This is a genomic window from Flavobacteriales bacterium, assembly GCA_025210295.1.
GTDB lineage: Bacteria > Bacteroidota > Bacteroidia > Flavobacteriales_D > Parvicellaceae > S010-51.
This window is the reverse complement of record JAOASC010000028.1, coordinates 25,330-46,791: the sequence shown is the minus strand read 5'-3', so window position 1 is coordinate 46,791 and position 21,462 is coordinate 25,330. Positions and strand designations below refer to the sequence as shown.

The window sequence follows — 21,462 nt, the reverse complement described above, 5'->3', positions numbered from 1 at the left end:
TCATCGCTAAATCTGACTTTTTAGTGCTTTTACGCTCTTCAGCTCTAAGCTAATCTTCTCTTTATGCTACGCTTGGTGTTTCACAAGCGATAGCATCTTTCATTTTATCTTGCTTTAATTTGTTGAGTTGTTCGTTCATCATCGACCTATTGATACTAAAGGCTTCAAAACCATCAACAGCTTTCAATTCTTCTAAAAAGTCATTCGTCACATTGACTTTACTTTGTCTGGCTAATAATGAAACTCCTGAAAGCTCATCAAAATCGATTAATTCAATATAAACAGTTTTATTCCCTTGATATTTAGTAAACAGCTCCTCTAACTCTAGAATGGTATTACTTGTAATGGAGTTGGCATCAAAACGCAAGTAAACTTTCTTCAATTGTTTATCACGAACATTTTCTAACAACTCAATATATTGAACATTGAACTCTTTTTGCTTACCGTCGGGGTTCCAAGCTTTTCTTTTTAATTGAACGGCCCCTCGAATGTATAAGAAGTTACCAGGAACTAAGAAGTGCATGTTCTTTAGATAGAGTTCTCCAAATAAACGGACATCTAAACTCCCATCTTTATCCTGCATATTTAACACTCCATATTTGTTCCCTTTTCTACTTTCTAGATTCATTGCATCAACTGCCATTCCTCCAAAACTAAACTCTTTGTTGGGTAACTCATTAATATGTTCGCTTAAGATATTAAGATTAACATCACAAAAATTATCTATTTCTAGTTTATAATCATCTAATGGATGTCCAGTAATATAAATTCCTACAACTTCTTTTTCTTTACTCAATTTTTCAAAAGCTGTCCATTCTTTACAATCCAATATTTTGGGTTCAGGAATATCTACATCCCCGCCTTCCATCATGTCAAACATACTTACTTGGGCAGAATTTTGTCCATTTTGATAGGCAGCACCATATTTCAATGCTTTTTCTATTAATGTTCGATCTTTTTCATCTTTTTCAAAATACTGAGCCCTATGAATACCTCCAAATCCATCTAGACCACCACCCATGGCTAAACTTTCCAAGACACGTTTATTACAGTCTTTTAAGCTTACTCTTCGAACCATATCGAAAATAGAAGTAAAAGGACCTTCTTTCTTACGCTCTTCAACCATTGATTTTACGGGGCCTTCTCCAACACCTTTCATTCCTCCCATTCCGAAACGAACCTCACCTTTGGCATTAACAGCAAATTTGTAATAACTTTCGTTGACATCTGGTCCCAATACACTCAGTCCCATTCGTTGACATTCTTCCATAAAGAAAGACACTGTTTTAATATCGTTCATGTTATTACTTAGAACAGCAGCCATATATTCTGCTGGATAATGCGCTTTTAGATAAGCCGTTTGGTAGGCAATCCAAGCATAACATGTAGAATGGGATTTATTAAAGGCATACGATGCAAATGCTTCCCAGTCGGTCCAAATCTTATTTAAAGCGTCTTCAGGATGTCCATTCTTCACTGCTTGGTTAATGAACTTAGGCTTCATCTTCGCCAAGACGGCGATTTGCTTTTTACCCATCGCCTTACGCAAGACATCGGCCTCACCTTTGGTAAAATCTGCTAATAATTGAGACAGTAACATTACCTGCTCTTGATAAACGGTAATTCCGTAGGTTTCCTTTAAGTAACCTTCCATGATTGGAATATCATAAACGATTTCTTCTTCTCCATGTTTACGACGAATAAATGATGGGATATACTCTAATGGCCCTGGTCGATACAAGGCGTTCATCGCAATTAAATCTGAGAACTGGGTTGGCTTTAATTCTTTTAAGTACTTCTGCATACCAGGAGATTCATATTGGAAAACCCCAACTGTTTCTCCCCTTTGGAACAATGCATAAGTTTCTTCATCATCAATAGGAATTAACTCAATATCAATATCTACATTATGTCTTGCCTTTACAATTTTAAGTGTATCCTTAATCAAGGTTAATGTTTTTAACCCTAAGAAATCCATCTTTAGCAAGCCCGCGCTTTCCACAACTGAGTTATCAAATTGTGTACTCCACATCTCAGAATCTTTTGCTAAAGCTACAGGAACATGCTCACGAATATCACTTGGAGTAATGATTACTCCACAGGCATGAATACCTGTTGTACGCATAGATCCTTCTATTGTTTTAGCTTGTCGAACAACCTCTCCCTCTAGGTTTTTACGACTCAATAAAGACTTTAACTCTTCAGCCATGGTCATCTGCTCAGGAGAAAGTTTTTCGGCTAATTTCTCTTCATCCATTCCAAACATCTTATTCAACTTCATGTCTGGAACAAGTTGAGCGATTCGGTTGGTATCAGGTAATGGTAAATCAAGTACACGCCCTGCATCACGAATAGATGATTTTGCTGCCATGGTACCATAAGTAATAATCTGAGCAACCTGACTAGCTCCATATTTATCAATTACATACTGAATAACACGCCCTCTTCCCTCATCATCAAAATCGATATCAATATCGGGCATCGATACCCTTTCTGGATTTAGGAAACGCTCAAAAAGCAAATCGTACTTAATGGGATCAATGTTGGTTATTTTAGTACAATAGGCCACAGCAGATCCCGCAGCAGATCCCCTTCCCGGACCTACGGAAACGCCCATTTCTCTGGCGGCTCGGATAAAATCCTCTACAATCAAAAAGTAACCAGGATAACCTGTTTTCCGAATAACCTCTAACTCAAAATCTAATCGTTCAGCAATTTCTGGTGTAATTTCTCCATAACGTTCTTTTGCTCCTTCATAGGTAATGTGACGCAAATAGTTATTTTCACCAATTTTTAAACTAGGATCTTCTTTATCTCGTTCATCTTGTAACTCCTCTGGAATATCAAATGCAGGCAATAATACATCACTTGCTAAGCCATAAGGTTCACATTTATCAATAATTTCTTGAACTGTTTCAATCGCTTCTGGTAAATCTAAAAACGTCTCTTTCATTTCATCTTGCGACTTGAAATAGAAATCATCATTTTCAAATCCAAAACGAAAACCTCTACCTCTACCTATAGGCGTTGACTTACGTTCTCCGTCTCGAATACACAATAGGATATCATGTGCCTCAGCATCATCTTTATCAATATAATAAGTATCGTTTGATGCAAAATATTTGACCTTATACTTCCTTGCAAATTTTAATAATGTTCTATTAACCAGTTCTTCCTCTTCTAAACCATGTCGGTTTAACTCGACATAAAAATCTTCACCAAACTGCTCTTTCCACCATATAAAAGCTTCTTCAGCTTGCTTTTCCCCGACATTTAAAATCAATTGCGGAATTTCTCCCTGTAAACCTCCTGTAATGGCTATTACATTTTCTTTAAGCTCTACAATTTTTTCTTTATCTACCCTTGGCACATAATAATATCCTTCGACATGTCCAGCAGAAGAGAGCTTTGCTAAATTTCTATATCCCTCTTTATTTTTAGCAATTAATGGAACTCTAAACCCATTGTCCTTTACGGACTTATTTTTTCGATCCTTACAAACAAAAAATTCAGAACCAACAATTGGTAAAACTTTCGTTTGTTTTACCTTTTCTAATTCATCTTCTAAATCTAGAATTTCTTCGGGTTCTAGTGGTCTAGACTTGGTGACTTCTTCGTCGTTTTCAACTACTTTTTCTTCTTTCATTCCAGAAGACAGTAGTTCTTCTAGCTCTTTAATTTTAGCATCAACTCCACCATTATGTTTTTGTCCTGCTAGTACAAAGTGAAAAGCTGCCATCATATTCCCTATATCTGTAAGGGCAACTGCTGGCATGTTATTTTTTACAGCGGCCTGAATCAAATCTGCGACAGCAGTTGTAGATTGTAAGACCGAAAACTGTGTGTGATTATGCAAGTGAGCAAATCTTACCTTTTTTAAACGCTCCCTACTTTCATTTTCATCAATCTCAACAACTTCATCTCCTCCCTCTTCTTGTGCTTTTCGTTTACGGATTTTATCACTCTCAGCTTTTAAGTTAAGGTGTTTTAACCCTATAGGAACTATTTGTAACGGGTTTCGTTCCAAATAATCGCCAAAATAGCTTGGTTCTACGGCTAACTCATCTTGCGTGTAAACTTTAAGTCGAATTAATTCTAAGAAACAACGAGTTGTTGCTTCAACATCGGCCGTGGCATTATGGGCTTCTCCAAAAGGTTCATCAAATAAATGTTCATGGAGTTCAGTAAGTGTTGGTAATTTAAACTTACCTCCTCTACCTCCTGGAATTTGGCAAAGATTGGCTGTAGTTTCTGTACACGTATCTAATATGGGTAACTCCTGTAAGTTATTTTCCACTTCAAAACGGTGAAACTCACATCCCATAACATTGGTATCAAACTTTACGTTTTGACCTACTACAAATTTCGCTTGTTTTAAAACCTTGTTAAACTCTGCTAAAACAAAAGCTAACGATTCTCCTTGTTCTAAAGCCAAGTCAGTTGAAATACCATGAATTTTCTCCGATTGATACGGGATATCAAAACCATCTGGTTTTACTAAATAATCTTTAGCTTCAACCAACTGCCCCATGTCATCATGTAATTGCCAAGCAATTTGAATACACCTTGGCCAGTTGTCAGTGTCCGTTATTGGTGCATTAAAATCTCTAGGTAAACCGGTTGTTTCCGTATCAAATATTAAATACATTTATTCCTGATGTATTAGGTACAACGTATGTTGTACAAGGTTTATAAATTCTTTTGTATATGGTTCTGACCACTTCTAAATGTAAAAATAATGAATAGAACTAAGGATTTAAAACATTGTTGATAAGTAATCTTCAAAACAAATGAAAACGGTTTGAGAACCACTCAACATCTCACCATAGCTTTCCCATAATCACCCTTTTTTAGTTTTATAGATGACGCTACAATTTTTACTTTTAGTTTAAAGTAACTTCATCATGAAACATTATATCCGCAGCATTTGTTTTTTTATTTTGTTTGCACCACTTCTTATGTGGGGACAAGCTAGTGATACGACAATAGTTCAACTCTTCAGTTTTTCAGATATTACGAAGAGAAAAGCTTGGTTTGTGTTACCCCAAGACACCGCTCAATACGAAAAGATTTTAATGTATTATACGTTAAAATGTGATCCACAAACAACTCAAGATGGCTATAATTGTGGTGAATGGGACTATACGACTTTTACCAATCTATATCAATATCAAAATATTGGAGATACCATTTATCAATTGGGAGCCCAAACTCCTGACACTATTTTTTATAGCAATTCTCCATCATACAATGTTTACCAAAGTAAAGAATATTCACAAATTATAGATGCGATAGCTTCTGAGAATCAAGTGCCTATTATTACAGGTACCAATACCTCCAATAACATCATTGGGACAGAAAAAACAAATACAGCTCAATATCTTTTACTGGCCTCAGACTTAACAGCAGCAGGATTATCATCTGGAGCTATTCAACGGATGAAAATAACCCTCAATCATACCGCTCAAGTGAAGCATTTCACCATAAAAATGAAAAATACAACATTAAATGAGCTTACTCCAGAGAGCTTTGAAAAAGAAGACTTTACCACTGTTTATAATAATTCTTTAGTATTAAACGCTGGTGACCACATTTTCAATTTCACAGCCCCTTTTACTTGGGATGGAGTCTCCAATATTGTACTTGAATATACGCACTATTCTCCCCACCCAATGACGACAACTGAAAGTAGCACACCTGTTAATTATAATGCAGGAATAAAGAGCGGCTTGAACTACTGTCTTGAGTTTTCCGGAGATGATTACGTAGAAGCTCCCTCAGCTGCATTTGACTCACTTGATGATGAAATCACTATCTCTTTTTGGAACTACGGAAATTCCAACCAACTTCCTATGAATGCCTATACTTTTGAGGGAAGAGACTCTAGTAACCAAAGGGTTCTCAATCTTCATTTGCCATGGGGTGATGAAAAAGTATACTGGGACTGCGGAAACTCAGGCACTAATTCTTATGATAGACTCTCTATTGCTATTGACTCCTCTCAATATGCTGGACAATGGAATCACTGGGCTTTTACCAAAAACGCCAATACTGGTGAAATGACAATCTATTTAAACGGCGATACGCTAGCTTCTGCTACTGGAAAAACAAAAACCTTAGGAAAACTATCTCGATTTAAAATTGGAGGAAAAGCCTCTAATGAACTAGAAGGAAATTATGAGGGGAAAATTGATGAATTTAGAGTATGGAACAAAGCCTTAACTCAAACTGAAATTCAAAATTATATGTATAAAAGCATTAACAACTCACACCCACAACTATCTCATTTAATTTTAGCTTATGCTTTTGATGAAACTTCTGGAACTTTAGTAGAGGATTACTCTGGAAATAATTGGACTGGGAAAATGATGGGCTATCCTGCCAGAAGAATAGTTTCCCCTTCTAATCACTACTTTAACTTCACTCAATTAATGAGTCTACCCGCTTTGGATTTATACCAAGGTATATATACCTCACATCTTGACAGTTCTCTTGTGTACGACACTTTAGTCAATAGTCAAATATCAGTTGTTAAAGACATCAGCAGTCGAGATCTTTCGACTCCAGGACTTTCCTATCACAGAATTGATACTGCGACTCATTTTCCATTTATTGATTCCTATACTTTTGATTTCAATGGAAATATCATCAACACCACTCCCAATTCAATCGCAGGTTTTTATACCAATACTGTAAAAAAAATCACACATCAACTTCAAAACTATGTTACACCTTATGGAATTGGCCTAGATTTAGGTCCCAACGGCTTTCGATGGGTTTACGACATTACTGATTACGAACCAATCTTACATGATACCGTTGAAATTTTAGCTGGAAACCAACAAGAATTAATCGACCTTAAGTTCCTTTATATAAAAGGCACACCACCAAGAGATGTCAAACAATTTGAAACCATATGGGATGGACGCTTCCAACATTCAGACATTGCTAACGACAGCGTTTTAAAAGCCGTTGACCGAACCATACTCCCAGATGCTAATCAAGTTGTTGTTCGGACGAGAACGACAGGACATTGGTTTGGCGGTTTTGAGAATTGTGCAGAATTCTGTCCCAAAACCCACCATATAAAAGTTAATGGTACTCAAACTCATTCTTGGTTGAACTGGAAAGAATGCTCTAAAAACCCTGTCCAACCTCAAGGGGGAACTTGGGTATATGATCGTGCAGGATGGTGTCCTGGTGATTTTGCTGATACTTACGATCACGATATAACTGATTATGTCTCTCCTAATTCTACTGCTTCTATTGACTATGGAATGCAAACTACTTCTGGTGGTATGGAGGGGAACTATATTGTTTCTGTTCAATTACTTCAATATGGCCCTCCCAATTTTGAAACAGATGCTAGAGTTGAAGCTATTTTAGCTCCTAATGATTGGGAATACTATCAACATTTTAACCCTATATGTAGTAGCCCTAAAATAAAAATTAGAAATACTGGTTCCAATAATATAACATCAGTAAAAATAGGTTACTGGGTATGTGGTGGCCCTATTGAATTTTATACTTGGAATGGAAATTTAGCGTTTATGGACACCACAACTGTAGAACTGCCTATTCCTGACCAATCATTTTGGGAACATACCAATTACTGTAATCTATTTCATGCTGAGATTTTTGAAGTTAACGGCTCTCCTGATGACTACCCTGACAATAACCACCAACAATCAACTTTTAAAAGTCCCCCCTCTATCCCTGGTGATATTATTCTTTGGTACCGTTCAAACAATTCTCCTAACGAAAACGCTTTATTTCTATACGATGATCAAGGAAATGTTATTTATGAGAACACCAATGCTAGCCCAACAACCTGGTACAAAGATACCGTTGAATTATCTCCTGGTTGTTATAAGTTAGTGATGAACGATAGTGGAAATGATGGTCTTTCCTTTTTTGCAAACCCTAACCAAGGCTCAGGAAGCTTACGTATTAGAAAAATGGGAGGAGGAACGCATAAAACATTCAACCCTAATTTTGGTTCGGAAATCATTTACTACTTCACTTCTGGTTACACAGTAAATACTGAAGAGCTAGGTGAAGAAGTGATTGCTAAATTATACCCTAATCCTAATGATGGATTATTTACAGTAGAAACAGAAGGTATACTAGGTCCTATTGAACTTGAAGTTATTAATAACCTTGGAGCACTAATCAAAAAAGTAAATTACACCACCCCAGACATTGCTCATAGACAACAAATTAACTTATCAAATTTACCTAAAGGTTCCTATACTTTAAGAATAACACATCATCAATATGCTAAAATTCTCCCTTTGATTAAATTCTAATTTATGGATTCTTGATTAAAGAATTTAGTAACTTTGGTACTTTACTATACCCTTTGATTAATCATGAATTTAACCGAAAAGCATTTACAAAGTATATTAGACAAACTCACTGACAATAAGAAAGTATTTGGATCTTCTTTTGCGATAAAGACTCCCCAATACTCTTGGGAAGGACATGCGGGAAACTTTAGTGCAAACCAACAATATTTTATTGCTAGTACAACCAAACTATTTACTACTGCTATCATTTTAAATTTAAAATCGCAGGGGAAACTTGATTTGAATGATAAAATTCAAAACTATGTTAAAGGTGATATTTTAAATGGGTTACATACTTTTAAAGGAGCTGATTATTCTAAAAACATCACAATACAGGAACTTCTTGCTCACACCTCTGGGCTACCCGATTATTTTCAAAACAAAGATCAAAATGGACAAAGCTTGGAAAAAGAGCTAACAAATGGAAGTGACCAGTATTGGAGTTTTGAGCAAGCTATAGAGAAGTCAAAAGCAATGACTCCTTTATTTGCTCCTAGTACACCTAAAAAAGCACATTATTCTGACACTAATTTTCAACTGTTAGGGCATATCATAGAAAACATTACACAAAAAACGTATCGTGAGTGTTGTAATGAATATATTATTGCACCATTAGCCTTAGCTCATACCTACTTATACCTAGATTATGAGGATCAAAAGCCAAAGACCCTTTATTACAAAAATAAAGCGTTAGCTATTTCAAAAGCAATGACTTCTTTTGGGCCTGATGGTGGAATTGTTTCAACATCATCAGACATGCTTATTTTTATTGAAGCTTTTTTTGAGGGAAAACTTTTCCCTCAAACCTACATTAATGAATTACAAAAATGGAATAGAATATTTTTTCCTATGCGATCTGGTATTGGAATACATCTTTTCAAATTACCTTGGATTTTTAATCCATTTGGAACATTGCCATACTTTATTGGACACTCAGGATTATCCGGCGCTTTAGCTTTTTACAGTCCTCAAAAACAAGTCTATATTACTGGAACTGTTAATCAAATTGCTCACCCAGACCTTTCATTTAAGACAATGATAAAGCTTACACAAACTCTTGTGAAACAAAAAATAATTTAAGCCGATCATTGCTCTAAAAACGCAATAACTTCAGACACGACAAAATTACTACCACTAACTAATAATAGATCATCTACTTGCGCCATTTTTCTTGCTTGTTGATATGCTCCTTCACAGCTTCCACATAAAACCACATTCTTTCCCTTAAAAAAAGTAGCCAAATCGTATAGTTCCTTTGCCCTTCTGATATTGGGTTCACACAGGTAATAAATAGCATCATTGGGCAATAATTCGACAACCTTTTCAATATCTTTATCTTCTACCATTCCCCAAACAATATGTAAATTGCTGTATTTTTCTTTTTCTAACTGATTGGTTATGGCTTTTACAGCTTGTACATTATGTGCAATATCAGCAACAATCTTTGGTTTTATAGATAACACTTCCCATCGCCCTCTCAGCAAAGTATTTTTAGTTACATTTTCGAGCCCCTGAACAACCGTTTTACTCGTGAGCTCTTGAAAAATAGGTTGCAACAACTTTATCACTTCTATTACTGTTGCAATATTATATTGCTGAACTTCTCCCAACAGCCCACTGTTATAAATAACTTTTGGCAACTCAGGTATAACTAATGGAGCCTTTTTCTCTTGAGCTATCCTTTGAATTTCATCTAAAGCTTCACCTTTTATACCATATCCAACAACACAAGGAGTTTTATCTTTAATAATCCCTCCTTTTTCAAAAGCAATAGCTCTTAACGTATTTCCTAGATATTGGGTGTGATCCATCCCAATCGTTGTAATCACACTAACCAATGGCTGAATGATATTAGATGAGTCTAACCGCCCTCCTAACCCTGTTTCTATAATTGCAATATCGACCTCTTTGTTGGCGAAATAATAAAAGGCTAATGCTGTTGTCCATTCAAAAAATGAAGGTTCAATATCTTTTACAACTGATCTGTATTGCTCAACAAAATCAATCACATCACTTTCAGGAATGGCTTTACCATCAATAGCAATTCGTTCACGAAAATCGATTAAATGTGGAGAGGTAAACAAACCTACCTTATAACCACTTTCTGTTAAGATTGACGCCAATAAACTGCTTGTTGAACCTTTCCCATTCGTTCCAGCCAAGTGAACGGCTTTCAATTTTTTTTGGGGGTTGTTAATTCGTTCACAGAGTTGGCTAATATTATCTAGGGATGGCTTATATGCTTTTCCCCCAACATTTTGGTATTGTGGCAATTGCGTATAAAGAAAATCGAGTGTTTCTTGATAAGAGGAGGGCATTAATTTAATTTAAAATTAATCGTTGTTACCATTTTATCATACTTAGGTCCATTAGGCATTGCATTAAACTTTAATTGTTTAGCATGCTTTTCGGCAGAGCGATGTAATGTTATGTTTGCTGTTGTAGTTAATCTTGAACTTGCTAAAGCTACAGCTTTTATGACCTTTCCATCCCTATTAATTGTAATTTGAACCGCTACCTTTCCAGTCTCTTGAGTTGGATTTACGAAATCTGGTTTGTATTTCAATACACGATCTTTTCCATCTCCTATCCCTTCTCCAGAACCAACACTAGGCCCATTTCCACCACCTCGGCCACCGCCAGTTCCACCATCACCATTTCCTTGATCATCTCCAGAACCATTCCCTTTACCAAAAAGGCTTCCTAAATTTCCATGCTTGGGTTTTTTAGGTGATTCTTCTTGTGCACTACTATTGTTATCATTCTTAGATGCAGGACTACTAGAACTTTCGGCTGGCGATTCTGTTTCTTGTGTTGCGACTTCCTCACTACTATCAGAACTTTCGGTTTCTTCCGTTTCCTCAGTAGGTTCATCTTCTTGTTCTGTTGCTTCTGCTCCTCCAGCTGAACCACCGCCTCCACTAAAATCCATTACTGCTACAATTCGCTCTTCTTCCTCCTCTTTAGGGTGATCAAAGCTTGTAAAGAATAAAAATAAAAACACAAAAAGATGCACTATCAAAGCGATAATGATTCCTCTTCTTTTATTTTCTTTACTGATTGGTTGCATTTAATAAATCTTTATCAATTTCTATACCTTATACAGGTTTACAGTAAAAAGGTTCAAAATTAATTGGCTTTTGTTTTGATCACTACTGCTAATCTATTTCGCTTGGCTATATCAATTACTTTTACAGAGTGTTCCCAACTAGAAAGCTTATCCCCCATTAATTCTATAACACTATCGTTTTTTAATTCAGCCATAATCGCTGTTTCTAGTTCTTCTTGTGGAACAGCTTGTTTAGACTTGGCACCAATAAAATATTCATTTTCATTGGTCACGTATACTTTTATATTCGACTTTTCTTTCGTGTTAGAACTTTTACTTGAAGGCAAATCGATATCATGACCTGATGTCACTTTAGTAGAAAGCACAATAAAAAATATAAGGAGTAGAAATACAAGGTCTGTCATTGATGACATCCCACCTTCTACCTTTACTTTATTTGTTGACCTAAGATTCATTTTATTTAGACTTAAAAATTTAAGCGTATAAGACGCTGGACTTTTTCTTTCTCATTCTGAGGAACAATTAATGTCCTGGTGCCTCTAGAATATCCATAAACTCCATTGATCCTCCTTCCATTTTTTGGATGACCTTTTCTACTTTACTAATCAAATAATTATAGGCAACATAAGCGATAATTCCCACAACTAATCCTCCTACTGTAGTCACCATAGCTTCCATAATTCCTCCAGAAATACTTGCTATATCAAAATCTGGACTTTGAGAGATTACTCTAAATGTACTCATCATCCCTAATACTGTTCCTAAAAAACCTACCATAGGAGCTACTGCAGAGATCGTTGCAAGAATCGATAAACGAGCTTCTAATCTGTAAATTTCCATTTTAGCAACATTTTCTATAGATGCACTAATATCTTTTAATGGTTTTCCTATACGCATTAAGCCTTTTTCAACCATTCTAGCAATTGGATTATCAGTAGAGATACACAGCTGTTGTGCAGCATCTAACTTTCCATCTTTTACATAATCCTTAATCTTAGCCATAAAATCTCTTTCCTCTTGTAAACTTCTTCTTATCGACAAAAAACGTTCGATAAAAATGTAAATAGACGTAATAGAAAGAACAAACAATGTTGCCATAACCACAATACTTGTGATACTGTAGCTATCTGTCTCATGATTATACCCCCAAATTAGCTGCCATAGCGTTTGGGTTGCCTCTTCCTCAGCTAATTGATTCACTGTATCTGCCAATGCTTCAGCTGCACCAGTTTCGTCTATTTGTATTTTTAATAATGAAAAAAGATTCATCTGTATTTTTTTTATTTTTTATTAACTAAGTTAAAAACGTTAACTAATTATTTAATCCATTATGCTTTTACGCCATAAGATTTTAAAGCTAAACGTTTGTTTTTAATTTTTGTTACATTACCAACAAGAAATATGCTGCTCCAGCCACATATCCAATTAAAGCTAGCCACGCAATGTTTTTTAAATACCAAAAGAAAGATATTTTTTCCATTCCCATTGCGACTACACCGGCAGCTGAACCAATGATTAACATACTTCCTCCTGTTCCAGCAGCATAAGCAATATAGTGCCATACTTGAGCATCAGGCTCTAAGTTGAACATTCCCATACTTGCAGCAACTAAAGGTACATTATCTACAACTGCAGAACCAGCTCCTAATAAGGTAACAAATAAGTTAGTATCCATAGATTGTTGAACTTCTTGTCCAAAGTTAAAGATTAACCCTAAAGATTCTAAAGCTGCCACTGTCATCAAGATTCCTAAGAAGAATAAAATAGACGGCATCTCAATTTTAGAAAGTGCTCTAAAAGTTGGGCTGCTTCCATGGTGCCCCTCGCTATCTACCGCTGTGTGGTTCGTTAAACTGAATTGTCTGTTACTAATAATTTCAGCAACCATTGAGAAAACCCCTAAAGACAGCATCATTCCTACATAAGGAGGTAAGTGTGTAACAGTTTTAAAAACTGGAACTAATACAATTAAAAACAATCCTAAATATAGCATAAATGGACCTTTTGCATTCAACTCTCCCTCTTCTGGAACTTCAGGCAATTCACCTTTGAAAGCTGGCATAAATGTACCGATCAATGTTGGTATAGCCATACACAATAAAGATGGTATGATTAGGTACTCTACCAATTTAGCAGCACTTACTTTACCATTCATCCAAAGCATTGTTGTGGTAACATCTCCAATTGGAGACCATGCTCCACCTGCATTAGCTGCGATGATAATCATACCTGCATACCACACTCTCAATTGGCTATCAGTAATTAATTTTCTTAAAATTGTAATTAATACAATTGTTGCTGTAAGGTTATCGATAATTGCAGACAAGATAAACCCTAATATTGCTACAATCCAAAGCAGTGTTTTTTTATTTTTAGTTTTAATAAAACTCTTGATGGTTGAAAAACCATTGAAGTGATCAATAATCTCGACAATAGTCATTGCTCCAATCAAGAAAATTAAAATTTCACAGGTTTTTCCGAAGTGATGCAATAAGGTATGTTCTAACCATAAGCTTTTGGTCATTTCCCCATGACCTCCATGTCCTCCACCTTCTGCATGAACTGGTAAATTAGCAAAACCTTCTACCAAAGTACTGTTTGCTGAATCAAACCAACTGGTAAATCCATCTAAGCCCATTGCGACTAATGCCCAAGCTAAAGCCATCATTAGTAAGGCTGGAATTAACTTATCAATTTTTAAAGAGTGTTCTAGGGTAATTCCTAAGTATCCTAAGATAAATACTACAACTATTATACTTTCCATTTTTATTTTAGATTAATTCGTTTAAAGCGATTTCAAACGCTGTTTTTGCGATTCCTGTTTTACTGTTTTTCTTTTCAAATGCATGTTCTAATGCATTTTTAATTGTTAATGAGGTGTCAACAAAAATTCCTTCGTCTGTTAATGTTTTTAAATCATTTCCCATTAGGTAAGCAAATACTCTTGCCATTCCACAGTTGGAGATAAAATCTGGGATAACACTAATTTGATTATCAGTATAATCGGCGATAGCACCAAAGAAAATTTCTGGATCTGCAAAAGGAACATTAGCTCCTGCTGCAATCACCTCCATTCCTGAAGCAATCATTCGATCTACTTGATCTCTTGTAATTAACCTTGATGCTGCACATGGTAGAAAAATTTCAGCGTTGATGTCCCAAATTTTTTCATTAACATCTTCGAAAGACAACATGTTATCGGCTACCAATTTATTTCCATCTTTATTTAAAAATAAATCTCTGATCTCTTCAAAAGAAAATCCATCTTCTTTAATTAAGCCTCCAACTCGATCAATAATACCGACAATTTGAGCACCTTCCTGAGCTAGGTAGTATGCTCCTGCGGAACCTACATTTCCCCACCCTTGTACAAGGACTCTTTTTCCTTTTAAGTTTCCTCCATATATGTTGTAATAATGCTTTACAGATTCTGCTACTCCGTAACCAGTTATCATATCTGCTACAACATATTTTCTCGCTACACTCGGGCTATAATTCTCATCTTCAATGACTTTGAGTACCCCTTGACGTAATTGACCAATCCTATTAATCTTTTGAGCTTCAGTAGGTTGAAAATGGCCATTAAAAACGCCTTCTTGTGGATGCCAAACTCCACAGTCTTCTGTAATTGGAATTACCTCATGTATTTCATCTACATTCAAATCTCCTCCTGTACCATAATAAAATTTCAATAAAGGAGTTACCGCCCTATACCATCTTCTTAGTACCCCCTCTTTTCTTGGATCATTAGGGTCGAAGTTTATTCCAGATTTAGCACCTCCTATTCCAGGGCCAGAAACTGTAAATTTAACTTCCATGGTTTTTGCTAAAGACTCTACTTCTCTTTTATCTAAACCTTTTCTCATTCTGGTTCCTCCTCCAGCTGCGCCTCCTCTTAAAGAGTTAATCACAACCCATCCTACGGCTTCAGTTTCAGCATCTTTCCATTCAAAAACAATTTCAGGCTGTTTGTTTTCAAACTTTTCTAATAATTCTTTCATTGTCTTATTTTTAAAATAAACACGAGGTATTAATAGCGAGCAAAAGTAATATTTTTCAGTCAATTTAAACTAGAAAAATAAATTATTCTTTGAAACTTTTATCAATTGGTTTTAAGACGGTAAGGTTACCCCCACGATGTTGCAATTTACTTTATTTATGATTCAAGTTATTTAATTCTTGAATTAAAGCTCTAAACGTTAATTGGAGTATCTTTTGAATTTCATTCGCTTTTTCCTCACTATAGTACAATTCGTCTTCAGTCATATACTACGACTTAATCATTTCTAGCTGTAAAGCATGAACATTTTGATCAGGTTTTCCAAAATATCTGGTTAAATGCCCTCCTTTAAATGGTGTATTATGGGTTACCTCATGGTTTGATTGTTGCAAAGACTGTAGTGCTGCTTTTATCAATTGGGAAGCAGCTGTAGTTTCATCATTATTCCCCAAAATTAGTGCTGGAAATTTGTCTTTTCTAATTGTAGGAACCATACTTCTAATGGAATGTGCATCCCAAAAAAGCACATGTTCATGTTCCTTTTGCAACTCATTGATTAAAGTCGTTATTTGATGATAATAGGGCCAATAATAGGTTGCTAATCTTCTCTCTATTTCTTCTTGGTTAGGTGCCAACTCCTGATGAGCATATATGGAATTCCCCAAGAAATCTGTTACAGGAGTTAACGCTGTAATAATTCTTCCATCATCGTATAATGGTTGACTTTCTGGATCTCTGTTTAAATCAATAACCCAACGACTATAATTAGCATGAATAATTGTAATTCCTAAGTCTGAAGCAAAAGCATACAACCGCTCTAAAAACCAATCGGTATCGTCTGGTTGTTTGATCAAATCTGAGGTATAGTTATCCTTTATTTCATCTGGAAATGCAATCCCACAATGTGGAATGCTTAAGATAAATGGTATCTTAGTAGTTGTTGGCTCAATTATAGTAAATGGTGTATTTTTTTTCATGGTCTTCTTTTTAGAATGGTACAATATTCTTTATCAACTATTCTTTCCCATTCAGGAGCTTGAATATAAGAAAAAAGTTCTTTTAAAACCTGTTCTTTCCCCAAAGGATATGTATCTTCATATTTTGAGTAGACAATATATTCAGCATCTTTAACATTAGGAAATAAATAGATTTTATCCCGATACGATAAATTAGGAATTATACTGCTTTGAGTACTCACTATTGCATCATGTGGAACAATGTCTAATTCTTCTTTTAATAAGTTGAGCTCATAATTTCTTTCGTAGTGTGCCTGTTGATAAAACCTGATATTCCCTTTATTGACATATCCTATTGGGTTATCCATTATACGGATAGTAACAACTAAAGAAGAAATAACCAGAACTGACGTTAAAACGGATCGAACTTTATGATTTTCCAACGATCCAATCACTAAAAACGCACCAACAGAAAGAACAACGGAAAAAGCTATTGAATAATGAAATCCTACTCCCCAAATGGCGGGGTTATTATGCAATAATTTTTGAAAGAATATTGGGATTAGCATGATTAAGAAAGACGGTTTTTTATACAAAAACAATCCTCCAGACAACAACACCGAAACGATTAACTCTATCTTAACTAAACTAACTTTTGACCAATCGTTTTCATAAACCATATACTTCAGCATTGTAAATGGTTGTGAAATCATCTGGACTAGTGCTTCTCCTACACTGTCTCCTAAAATAGCATACTCAAAACGATAGCCAACACCTCCATCATTCCTAAAATATGGCATTACATATTGTGTAATAACATAAAAATATACTGCACTAACCACAACCAACACCATCAAACGTTTGATAACCTTGAGCTCTTTTCTAAATTGAAACATTAACCCTATACCTATAAACACCAGCCATAACGAGCTATTTTCTTGCCCAATAATCATGAAGAACCATACTAGATAGAAAAGTGTATATTTTTTTTGATATAAATAATAAAGTAACCAAGGAAACAACATTGCAGCAACCACATTGCTATGATAATCATAAGCCAAAGCTGTATAAATTCCAAAAAACAAAAAAAAGTTAACACTAGCCCAGCGGCTCAGGTTAATGTTTTGAGTCTTTAACCAGACAACTTTTGAAACTCCAACACCACCCAAAAGAACGAACACAATTTGAACAATTAATAATGTATATGATTTGAACAAATATGAGCACAGAGAAAAAATAGGTAAATAAAGGTCGAAATGACTTGCCAGTATATTCTCTTCTTGAGTTTTAAAAGCTTCACTGTAATTAAAGCGAAACCTGGAGTAATCATAGAGAGCGTTGGTATAGACTCCTAAATCTAAATTAGCTGTTTTAAAATTATAATGATTAACAAAACTTATTAAGCAAAATATAATAAGAAATGGGATATAAAACCACGTATTTCTTAGCGACATGGATTAATCTAAGTCCAATACAAATTCTACAGCTGCTGGCTCATCTTTGGTAATATTTAGTACGGTATGTAACTGAGAAATTTCTATCATTTTTTTTACTGAAGGCTGTAAGTCACAAATGATAAACGTTCTATTGGCAGCTTTTAAAATACGATTACCAACTAATAAAGCACTCAATCCAGATGAGTCACAATACTTTGTTTTCATTAGATTTACAATAACGTTTTTATCGGACTGACCAAGCGTAACCAAACTAGCTTTTAGTTCAGGCGCTACCTGAGAATCTAACTTTTCAACGTTAGCCTCTACGATTACAAAATTATCATGTTTTTTTACCTCAAAATTCATAACGTCATTGTTGATTTGCTCGAAGATAGTTATTTTTTTTGACAATTTCTCCAGATTAATTCTAGAAGTTATTCGAACACCAACAGAACAAACTAAAAACAGAATGTTAACAAGCTAATTTATTGCTTTACTAAAAAAAGTTAATATCCCTTACATTTGACCTTTAAAATAAGTATTATGCAATTAAGCACACTAGATTGGATCATTGTAACTATTTTCTTTATTACTTCCATCTTAATTGGAGTCATTACAAGTAAAAAAGCCTCTTCTAGTTCTGAGGACTTCTTCTTATCTGGCAGAAAAATGCCTTGGTGGCTATTGGGTGTTTCAATGGTTGCGACTACTTTTGCTGCCGACACTCCAGGTCTAGTTACTGATATTATTCGTAAAGAAAATGGAGGGGTTTATGGAAATTGGGTATGGTGGTCGATGCTTTTAACAGGAATGCTCACTGTTTTTTTCTATGCTAAGCTCTGGAGAAAATCTGGTGTAACAACAGATTTAGAGTTTTATGAATTACGTTATTCGGGTAAGGCAGCTTCTTATTTAAGAGGTTTTAGAGCGGTTTATTTAGGAGTAATTTTTAATGTCATCACTATGGCAGGCGTTTGTTTAGCTGGTAATAAAATTGGGTACGTTTTATTTGGGTTAGCTCCCTATCAAACGCTTTTAATAGCGGGTATTGTTACCGTAATCTATTCGTCTTTAGGTGGTTTAAAAAGTGTATTACTAACCGACTTTTTTCAATTTATCATTGCCATGATTGGTTCTATTTGGGCAACAATTTACATCGTTAACCTCCCTGAAATTGGAGGAATTGATCAATTAATTACACACCCTAATGTACAAGATAAGATAGCGTTATTTCCTGATTTTACCAACAAAGAACTTTTAACTACCATGTTAATTATCCCGTTAGCGGTACAATGGTGGAGTACCTGGTACCCAGGTGCTGAACCAGGCGGTGGTGGATACATCGCTCAACGAATGCTTGCTGCCAAAGATGAGAAACATGCCACATGGGCTGTACTATTTTTTAACTTTGCGCATTATGCTCTTCGTCCATGGCCATGGATTATTGTAGGATTAGCTTCTATCATCATCTACCCTAATTTAGAAGCTTTACAAGTTGCTTTTCCAGGATTAGAAAGCAGTTATATCAAACATGATTTAGCATATTCAGCTATGTTAAAATACCTCCCTGCTGGTTTATTAGGATTAGTGGCTACTTCTTTGATTGCAGCTTTTATGTCAACACTTTCTACACAATTAAACTGGGGGTCTTCTTACCTTGTAAATGACCTATACAAACGTTTTATTAATCCTGCATCAACCAATAAAGAAGATGTTATGGTAGGACGAATCTCTACTGGTATTTTAATGTTATTAGCAGGTGGACTTTCTTTAGTTTTTGAAACAGCCAAAGATGTATTTGATTTAATGCTTCTTATTGGTGCTGGAACTGGATTGCTATTTATATTGAGATGGTTTTGGAAACGGATCAACCCTTACAGTGAAATTGCAGCCATGGTAATTTCATTTGGAATTGCTGTAGTGTTTTTCATCAACAATAAATTTGAACTTAACTTTCATAACTTAAGCGGCAGCGAACAACTTGTCTTGAGTGTTGGACTAACAACTTTGGGGTGGATTATTGTGACCTTGCTAACCCCTAGCACAGCTCATAAAACAATTAATCAATTTGAGCAATTGGTCTTTTCAAACACTGAGGGTGTTGTCAATAAATTTGAGAACTTTAAGTTTAAAATCCTAGGATTTTTTATCGCTACTATAGGTATTTATAGCGCCTTATTTGGAATAGGCTATATCATTTATAAGAGTTACGACTTAGCCCTTATATGCTGGGGAGTTTTTGGAATAGCTTTAATCTCTTTATTTTTAATGAGACGAAAGATTTTTTAATTATAAAGGTAACCAAATTGTGAATGTACTTCCTTTTCCTACTTCACTTTCTACGGTAACTTTTCCTCCATGCTCTTCCACTACAAACTTAACATAAAACAACCCTATTCCAAAACCTTTTACATCGTGAACACTTCCTTTGGGCACTCGGTAAAACTTCTCAAAGATATGCAACGTATGCTCCTTGGTCATTCCAATTCCGTTGTCGTTAATTGAGATTGCAATTCCTTTCTTTTTATTTTCTGTATGAATTGATATTAACGGATTTTCTTTGGAGTATTTTATCCCATTATCGATAACATTGTGAATAATATTAGTAATATGTACTTTATCGGCTTGTACCTTAAACTCTTCTGCATCTAAATCACACGAAATATATCCCTCTCTCTGATCAACAGTTAGTTTATACACCTCCACAGAATGTCTAATCACCTCATGAATGTCTACTTCTCCAAAATTCAATTGAATATTATCTTGTTCCAATTTGGCTACTTGCAGTACTCTTTCTACCTGACTCTCCAAACGATTATTTTCTGCTTTAATAATATTGGCATACCTATACACTCGGTCAACATCTTCCAAAACATGAGGTTTCAAGAGCACATCACTGGATAATTTAATGGTTGCTATTGGCGTTTTTAACTCATGTGTCATGTTATTAATAAAATCCGTTTTAATTTCTGACAAACGTTTTTGCTTTAAGATCACCAAAATGGCATAACCAACAATGACGATAACAACGAGAATAGCAAATGAAGACAATAATAGTGTTCTTGGGAATGGCTTCACTTCACTTATCGTTAGCTCTTCTACAGGAAAGTAAACGCCAAAATAATGGCCATCATGTTCCCACTTTTGAATAGGCACTTCATTTCTCACTAGCTTTTTCTCACCAATACTTAAGTCTACATATTGATCAAAAATAATTGAATCTGTAAAACAATCATAAATTCCATATTCAAAAACCTCTTCTATATGATAAGATTTAAACGCTTCTACTAAGAGGTTTTTTAATAAATCTCGATTAATGGTATCATAAAAGCTAGCGACAAAATAATTATCGGTTACTTTTTTCACTGGATCTAAATATAATCCAGAATTTTCAACACTTAGGGAAAGTAGTTTATCCCTTACATTCACCATTGCTAAAGTTACTTTCGAATCAAATAATTCATCGTTTCTAACTTTATTTTCTTTTTGAATTTGGATCAAGTTTTCCTGAAAATCAAAATCTTTCTTTACCCAATAAAATTGATTAACCACTAGCAAAACGAGTGTAGCTAGTGCCAATACAACTATTATTCTGATATTCTTTGACTTCATTTTAAAAAAACGATGTAAAGTAACAAACAAAAACAGAAAG

At 35.0% G+C, this 21,462-nt stretch carries 14 protein-coding genes; 3 read left to right on the top strand and 11 right to left on the bottom strand.

Features of this window, described 5'->3' with window-relative positions; all coding sequences use genetic code 11:
- Positions 1 to 61: 61 nt before the first annotated feature.
- Complete coding sequence (dnaE, locus tag N4A35_08455) at positions 62 to 4,648, bottom strand: DNA polymerase III subunit alpha (protein MCT4581432.1); 4,587 nt, start codon at positions 4,646 to 4,648, stop codon at positions 62 to 64.
- Between the two features lie 256 nt (positions 4,649 to 4,904).
- On the opposite strand from dnaE, the gene N4A35_08450 reads away from it, so the two are divergent.
- Together N4A35_08450 and N4A35_08445 are read left to right on the top strand one after the other, a co-directional pair.
- Positions 4,905 to 8,309, top strand: a complete 3,405-nt coding sequence (locus N4A35_08450) for a peptide-N-glycosidase F-related protein (GenBank protein ID MCT4581431.1) — start codon at positions 4,905 to 4,907, stop codon at positions 8,307 to 8,309.
- A 63-nt stretch (positions 8,310 to 8,372) separates the two neighbouring features.
- The gene (locus N4A35_08445; GenBank protein ID MCT4581430.1) at positions 8,373 to 9,428 is read left to right on the top strand and encodes a beta-lactamase family protein; all 1,056 of its coding nucleotides are present in this window, start codon (positions 8,373 to 8,375) and stop codon (positions 9,426 to 9,428) included.
- Positions 9,429 to 9,433: 5 nt separating this feature from the next.
- Here the strand turns inward: N4A35_08445 and N4A35_08440 are convergent, their stop codons facing one another.
- The 9 genes from N4A35_08440 to N4A35_08400 all read right to left on the bottom strand — a co-directional run bounded on the left by N4A35_08440 (position 9,434) and on the right by N4A35_08400 (position 18,176).
- Positions 9,434 to 10,666 (bottom strand): bifunctional folylpolyglutamate synthase/dihydrofolate synthase, encoded by a 1,233-nt coding sequence (locus N4A35_08440; protein MCT4581429.1) that lies wholly within the window; start codon positions 10,664 to 10,666, stop codon positions 9,434 to 9,436.
- Positions 10,666 to 11,418 carry an energy transducer TonB gene (locus N4A35_08435; GenBank protein MCT4581428.1) on the bottom strand — a complete coding sequence of 251 codons (753 nt, stop codon included), beginning with the start codon at positions 11,416 to 11,418 and terminating at the stop codon, positions 10,666 to 10,668. The genes N4A35_08440 and N4A35_08435 overlap by 1 nt, the downstream gene beginning before the upstream one ends.
- Before the next feature lie 59 nt (positions 11,419 to 11,477).
- Positions 11,478 to 11,873, bottom strand: coding sequence for a biopolymer transporter ExbD (locus tag N4A35_08430; protein ID MCT4581427.1), 396 nt, complete (start codon positions 11,871 to 11,873; stop codon positions 11,478 to 11,480).
- A gap of 67 nt (positions 11,874 to 11,940) precedes the next feature.
- Entirely contained in the window at positions 11,941 to 12,687 is a 747-nt protein-coding gene (locus tag N4A35_08425; GenBank protein ID MCT4581426.1) for a MotA/TolQ/ExbB proton channel family protein, read from the bottom strand.
- 112 nt (positions 12,688 to 12,799) lie between these two features.
- Positions 12,800 to 14,182 carry a sodium:proton antiporter NhaD gene (nhaD, locus tag N4A35_08420; protein ID MCT4581425.1) on the bottom strand — a complete coding sequence of 461 codons (1,383 nt, stop codon included), beginning with the start codon at positions 14,180 to 14,182 and terminating at the stop codon, positions 12,800 to 12,802.
- Positions 14,183 to 14,189: 7 nt separating this feature from the next.
- Positions 14,190 to 15,419 (bottom strand): amino acid dehydrogenase, encoded by a 1,230-nt coding sequence (locus tag N4A35_08415; GenBank protein ID MCT4581424.1) that lies wholly within the window; start codon positions 15,417 to 15,419, stop codon positions 14,190 to 14,192.
- A 268-nt stretch (positions 15,420 to 15,687) separates the two neighbouring features.
- Positions 15,688 to 16,395 (bottom strand): N-formylglutamate amidohydrolase, encoded by a 708-nt coding sequence (locus tag N4A35_08410; protein MCT4581423.1) that lies wholly within the window; start codon positions 16,393 to 16,395, stop codon positions 15,688 to 15,690.
- On the bottom strand, positions 16,392 to 17,828 hold the full coding sequence (locus N4A35_08405) for a DUF2079 domain-containing protein (GenBank protein MCT4581422.1): 1,437 nt from the start codon (positions 17,826 to 17,828) through the stop codon (positions 16,392 to 16,394). The genes N4A35_08410 and N4A35_08405 overlap by 4 nt, the downstream gene beginning before the upstream one ends.
- Positions 17,829 to 17,831: 3 nt before the next feature.
- Positions 17,832 to 18,176, bottom strand: coding sequence for an STAS domain-containing protein (locus N4A35_08400; protein ID MCT4581421.1), 345 nt, complete (start codon positions 18,174 to 18,176; stop codon positions 17,832 to 17,834).
- Between the two features lie 177 nt (positions 18,177 to 18,353).
- Between N4A35_08400 and N4A35_08395 the strand changes: the two genes are divergently transcribed.
- Entirely contained in the window at positions 18,354 to 20,099 is a 1,746-nt protein-coding gene (locus N4A35_08395; GenBank protein ID MCT4581420.1) for a Na+:solute symporter, read from the top strand.
- Here N4A35_08395 and N4A35_08390 read toward each other — a convergent pair whose 3' ends face one another.
- Positions 20,100 to 21,422 carry a HAMP domain-containing histidine kinase gene (locus N4A35_08390; protein ID MCT4581419.1) on the bottom strand — a complete coding sequence of 441 codons (1,323 nt, stop codon included), beginning with the start codon at positions 21,420 to 21,422 and terminating at the stop codon, positions 20,100 to 20,102.
- Positions 21,423 to 21,462: the final 40 nt, after the last annotated feature.